This is a genomic window from candidate division KSB1 bacterium, from assembly GCA_024655945.1.
Classification (GTDB): domain Bacteria; phylum Zhuqueibacterota; class Zhuqueibacteria; order JANLFK01; family Oleimicrobiaceae; genus Oleimicrobium.
In genome coordinates this window covers 1-5,672 of sequence record JANLFK010000021.1, presented here as the reverse complement: position 1 = coordinate 5,672, position 5,672 = coordinate 1, and the positions used below count along the sequence as shown (strand labels likewise).

The 5,672-nt window shown below is 57.7% G+C and carries 4 protein-coding genes; all 4 read left to right on the top strand.

Features of this window, described 5'->3' with window-relative positions; genetic code table 11:
- Positions 1 to 206: 206 nt before the first annotated feature.
- The gene (locus tag NUW13_16055; protein MCR4440522.1) at positions 207 to 569 is read left to right on the top strand and encodes a hypothetical protein; all 363 of its coding nucleotides are present in this window, start codon (positions 207 to 209) and stop codon (positions 567 to 569) included.
- 224 nt (positions 570 to 793) lie between these two features.
- The gene (locus NUW13_16050; protein MCR4440521.1) at positions 794 to 1,132 is read left to right on the top strand and encodes a hypothetical protein; all 339 of its coding nucleotides are present in this window, start codon (positions 794 to 796) and stop codon (positions 1,130 to 1,132) included.
- A gap of 559 nt (positions 1,133 to 1,691) precedes the next feature.
- The gene (locus NUW13_16045) at positions 1,692 to 2,375 is read left to right on the top strand and encodes a T9SS type A sorting domain-containing protein (GenBank protein ID MCR4440520.1); all 684 of its coding nucleotides are present in this window, start codon (positions 1,692 to 1,694) and stop codon (positions 2,373 to 2,375) included.
- A 54-nt stretch (positions 2,376 to 2,429) separates the two neighbouring features.
- Positions 2,430 to 5,672, top strand: a 3,243-nt coding sequence (locus NUW13_16040) for a hypothetical protein (protein MCR4440519.1), incomplete at its 3' end; no start/stop codon positions are given.

The following is a 5,672-nucleotide window of genomic DNA, read 5'->3' as shown; positions in this document are numbered from 1 at the left end:
GCCCGCGAAAAAAAAGTCCTTGACAGCGGCCCCTTTTTTTTATCTTTAAATGAGACATTCGGGCACTCACCCGGTAGTCCCCCGGGGCCAACGCCAAGGTGCGCGTCTCCTTGCCCGACTGTGCCTGCGCAGTGCCTGCCTGAAAAACGTTCTGCAGCTGGACCGTAGAACGGCCCCGCTGGAAGTAGCACACGAGGAGTACCCCCATGGATGGGGTGAACCTGCGCAACCCTGCTCTGCGCTCGGTGCCTGCCCTGAAAGGCGGCTCTCTCAGTCTGCCCGCACTGAGCACGCGCCTTCTCTGTGGCCTGGGCTTGTTGTCCTTTTTGGCCACCCCCTCTGGGGGGCAACTGGTGGCAGTGCGCGGCACGGTGAGCACCCTGGACGGCACGCCCGTAGAAGGGGATAAGCATCTTCACAGCTGGCGCCGATCCTCGGCCCTCTTTCGTGCCAACGGTGTCGCTGGCCCTTGTCAGCGGGGTAGCCTCACCATGCCCCATTCCTGCAGGAGTTCGCGGCAGCACCCAACAGCGAATGGCGATGAGCGGGACGCGCGTACCGTACACTGAGGACAATCTGTTCGGGGAGAGTTCAAATGTTGAGAAGTATTGCTCGCTCTGCTCTTTTCGTGTTAAGCACTATGCTTGTCACAATGCATGGTCACCAGGAGTGTTATCCCCAATGGTCAACTGACCCATCGCAAAACCTTCAGGTACTGAGTAGTCACTGCATGAGCCCACATATTGTATCCGACGGTGCTGGCGGCGCAATTGTGGTTAGTGAGACCTATACCGTGAAGCCTGTCCTTCGTGCCCAGCGGGTGGACAGACATGGGAATATCTTGTGGGATCGTTCTCTGCGGGGTATCAAGGTGTCCACTGCAGGAGATGAACAGTGGAACCCGGTGGTGGTCTCTGATGGGGCAGGCGGTGCCTATATTGGCTTTGATGCCATGTACATCGTGGGACGCTATCTGGAACCGCCAGAGCCCAAGTATAACAGGCGGGCGATAATACAGCGATTGGATGCCCAGGGCAATTTGCTTTTCGGTGACAAAGGGCTGAGTCTTCGCGATTACCCCCTCGATAGTACCAAGGAGGGGGGGGCAATGTGTTCATCCTCTTGTTCCTGACGGCGTGGGCGGCGTCTATGCTGTGTGGTTTGATCCCTACGACCCTGCCGGGCCCACTGTGTATGCAAACCGTGTGAGTCCAGATGGCCAGCTCTTATGGGAAAACAGTGTTGTCGTACAACGGATCTGCCCCTCCATTTACGGCGTAGAGCGCTTTCTGACTTACCCTGATGGCGAGGGTGGCCTCATCACATATATTATAACCAGAGGCGATAATTGGCATAGCGACAGATTCATTCGCATTAACAGGCAGGGGGCAGTAGTCATTGATCGACCTATCAACACGGGGGTTGATTGGGTTTACCCCCGCTATGCCGGCGGCGCGAATGGAGAGTGTATTCTTTTCTGGTGGGATTGGAATCCATTTGGGAAGCCCGATACCATCCGTTGTCAGAAGATCGACCGAGAGGGCAATAAGATGTGGGGAGAGCGACCTGTGGTACTAGATTGTTGCGGTTCCCTTTGCGGCCCGAACAACCGAATAGGGATACAGGTCGATCAGACGGGTGGTGCGTTCCTTGCCTTCGAAAGGGATGATACTTCCAGTGTGCTAGTGCACATGAGTAATGACGGTAGGATACTGTTCAAGAAGACGGTGCCTGGGTTCAACGGGCTGGGTTCCAGCAGGCAGCCGCAAAACGTGATGGTCCCGACCGATCAAAATGGCGTGCTGTTCCATCGTTTCGGACTAAAGGGACAATTTTCTTCTGACTGGGAGGGAGAGCACTATGCCTGTGCGGTAGATTCTGCAGGAAGGGTGCTGTGGGAAGTGTTGTATTCGAATCGGAGATGCGAAAGGCTCAGTTTCCTAGATGTGGTTCTTTCCGATGGCAGTGGAGGTGCCATTTTCGCCTGGGGGGAAAATGTTCCGGCGCGCGGCATCTGGATGCAACAGGTCAGCAGGACAGGGAAGTTAGGAGAGGTAACACACGTTCTGGAACCCAGCACAAGGGAATCAACTCCCCAGGATTTCAGGCTATTCCCCGTCTACCCCAACCCCTTTCATCAAGATGTCCATATCTCCTATCGTCTGGTGCGGACCCTGAGGATTTCCCTTCGAATCTATGATGTTTCTGGCAGGGAGGTAATTGCTCTTGTTGAACAACAACAACCACAAGGGTTGCATGAAATTGTCTGGGACGGACTGGATCGATATGGTACGCCGGTGAGCAATGGAGTCTACTTCTGTGTGCTGTCAACTGCAGTAGGAACACAGATACGCAAGTTTGCTTTAAGCCATTAGCTTTCCGGGAGGATCTTACCATGAGGAAAGGCACTTTCATTTCGAGGGCCATATTTGCCGTTCAGCGCCATATCGGCGGCCTTCAGTCATTGGAGCGGAGCGGGCGACTACCAGTTGTGGGAGGACACGATCCAGTCGTCGCCCACTTGGCAGCAATGGCCAGACACTTTGGCGGTCATCCTGGTGGAATTCACGGACGTAAAGCACGATAGCTTTTGGAAGGCAGACAGTGCCAAGATGTGGGCTTTTGACAAGACCTACACCTGGCAAGACTTCTACAACTTACTGGCTTCGGACAGTTCTTATCTGGGAGAGTCACCCGATAAAGAGAAAGTATTTGGGAGTCTGCGGGACTACTTTTACAGCATGTCCCAGGGCGCCTATCGACCCGTGGTCGAAATCTTGAACGATATGATAGCGGTAGACCAGCCGCCGGTGTGGTATAACCTGCAACGTACAAAAGAATACTATGTCGGGTTGGGGCGCGAACCTGAGTCATTTCTGCCGTTGACGAATCACGCCATAGAGCTGGCCCGCGAGGACGGGAAGAACGTCACCACCAATGCCAGGCGGAGAATCTGTGTCATCTATGCCGGCAACAGGCGTAACGGTCTTGGCGCCTGGGCCGACCTAGGCGGTGACCGGTACATGGCTTTCGAGAGATGGAAATACGACACGAAGTACGGGTACGATAGGGAATATAAAGACGCACCCCTTGCCCACATTGGTGTTCACGCTCATGAGTTCAGCCATCTTCGGTGCCTTGGTCATGTGTCATCCAACCGCTGGAGTTTGTTAGGCGATGGGCAAAAAAACGGACCAGATGGTTCCTCATTTGGCGCCTGTCCTGCGCCACTTAACCCCTGGTTTCGCAGCCTGGATGATTGGGTCTCGATAGAGACCATAATGGGTGACGTGGTCAACGCAAGGTTGGTTTATAACGGCACGCCGAACTACTACAAGATCGGTCTTACTCGATCCGATGGCCGGACGGAATCCATTTTGGTTGAGAACCGCCAATTCAGTTCTGGTTTTGACCGCTACCTTCCCGGTGCCAATGGCGGGACTGGGGTAAAAGGCGGTTTGCTGATCTGGGATATCCTCGGGAACGACCCTTCGAGCCACTTGGCCGTGGATCTTATCGAGGCGGATAACACTCCAATAAATGACCCATCCAGTTTGCCAACTGACATATTTCGCCCGGACGGACCTTATCCGTATAGCGTCATCTTTGACTATTCCTCCCCGGCCAACCTCAAGTTGCGGGATAGCACCCTGAGTCACTTCGCGGTTGAAAACTACACCAGCAACGGGGATACCATAACGGTCAATTTCAGGACTAGCTACCTGAGCGGCGACACCTCGATAGCGACGGCCTTGAGCAACGGTCGCAAGCTGATCCGTGACTCTGGAGGGGCCTACCATCTTGTTTACGACACCGAGGGTGAAATCTATTACCAGAAGTCGACTGATGGCGGGGCTTCATGGGGTGCATACAAGCGCCTCGGCCCCCGCACCGGAAACAATCACTACCCCTCCATCACCGGCACCAGCACGAAGCAGTTTGTGGTCTGGCAGCGGTATAAGGCAACCACTGGCAAGTACGATACCTATTTTGCCAGAAACTTAGGATCCGGCTGGTCCACCGCCGCCATTACCAACCTTTCCAACCTAACGAGCACAACCGACCCCCTGCCGGTGGTGACCTACAAGGCCAAACCTGGCGGTGGGTATCGGCTGTTAGTCTGTGCCAAGAACAGCTCTGGCATTCGCTACGTGACGAACGATGGGGACGGAGAGGCGAGTCAATGGAGCGCCGCCGGCAGGATCCCCTCCACCGGCTCTGCGCACCAGAATCCCAGCCTCTCCATGGGGCCGACCACGCCAGCCGCCACGGTTTACCTCACCTACGACGACGGCGCGCAGGTGTACCTGAACAGCTACACCACCGCCTGGGGCAGCCCGGAGAATGTCTCCTCCACGAGCGGCTGTACGGGGAACACGTGCTCCACCGTCGAGGTGGACAGCGACTCTGGCCAGAATGTGGCCTGGGAGGCCAAGAAGAAGTCCAACAACAAGTACGTGATTGTGCACCGGCGCAAGACCACCAGCTGGGAGCCTTATGTGTACTTTGAGCCCGCCTCCACCAGCACGCGCTACCACCGACCCTGCATTACCGGGCTGAGCCAGGAAAGGCGCGCCATTGTCTGGCATGACGAAGGGGGAGCAGTCTACCGCGCGCTTACGGCCAACGGCCTGTCGTGGTCGGTGGAGGCATGGACGGATACTTACTTGCAGCACCCGAACCTCTCGGCTGGCCGCACGGACTCGGCCAGATTTGTGTTCACCGGCGGCAATGCAGCTCCGTACAGGATCTACCTCAGCGGCAGCCTCCCTCCCCCCGGGGGACAGGCCAAGGCTCTGTTGGCTTCGGGCGACGCAGACGACGAGGTGCGTGTGTTCGCCTGCCCGCTGCGCCACCACCGCGCGGTGCTGCTCAGTGACAAGGAAGGTGACCTCCTGGCCTGGCTGCAGTACGGCGAGATGGAGGCCAGGAGCAGGAAGGGGGACTGTATCCCATTGGAGCTGGTTTCCTGCGCAGGGGCTCGGGAGGAAGAGACGGTGCCGGAGGTGTTTGCCTACCTTGCCACCCAGCCGCTGGTTTTGCCCCACGAGGTGGACAGCCTGGTGTGGGAACAGGAGCTCTCTGCCAAGGGACTTGAGGCTCTGGTTGACTGGACAAGCGGTACACCGGCCGTGCAGGTAGAGCTGGTTGATGAGGCCAGCGGTCAGGCAGTAGCGGTGCTGCACAGGAGCACCCTGGGCGCCCTTTCGCAGGAGGCGCGGGTGGCAGTGGACATCTCCCCCTACGCGGGCAAGGAGGTGGCAGTGGCGGTGCGGCCGGTGGGCTTCCCAGAGGGGATGGAGAAGGTGCGCGCTGCCCTGGGCGAGGTGTTCATCGTCAGCAGCCCCTTTGGGAGGGAGGCTTTGCCGAAGCCGGAGGGGCAGGTAGGTGGCCAGGGCGGCCAGGTGAGGGTGTTCTGCCTGGAGCAAAGCTATCCGAACCCCTGCAACCCCTGTGCGGAGGTCCGCTACCAGTTGCCGGAGCGGTGCCATGTGACCCTGGCGGTGTTTAACCTGATGGGTGAGGAGGTGCGGAGGTTGGTGGAGGGGGTGCAGGAACCTGGCGTGCACCTGGCCCGGTGGGATGGGACAGATGCTGCGGGCCGCCAGGTGGCAAGTGGGGTGTACCTCTATCGGCTGGTAGCGGGGAGCCAGGTGGCGAGCCGCAAGCTG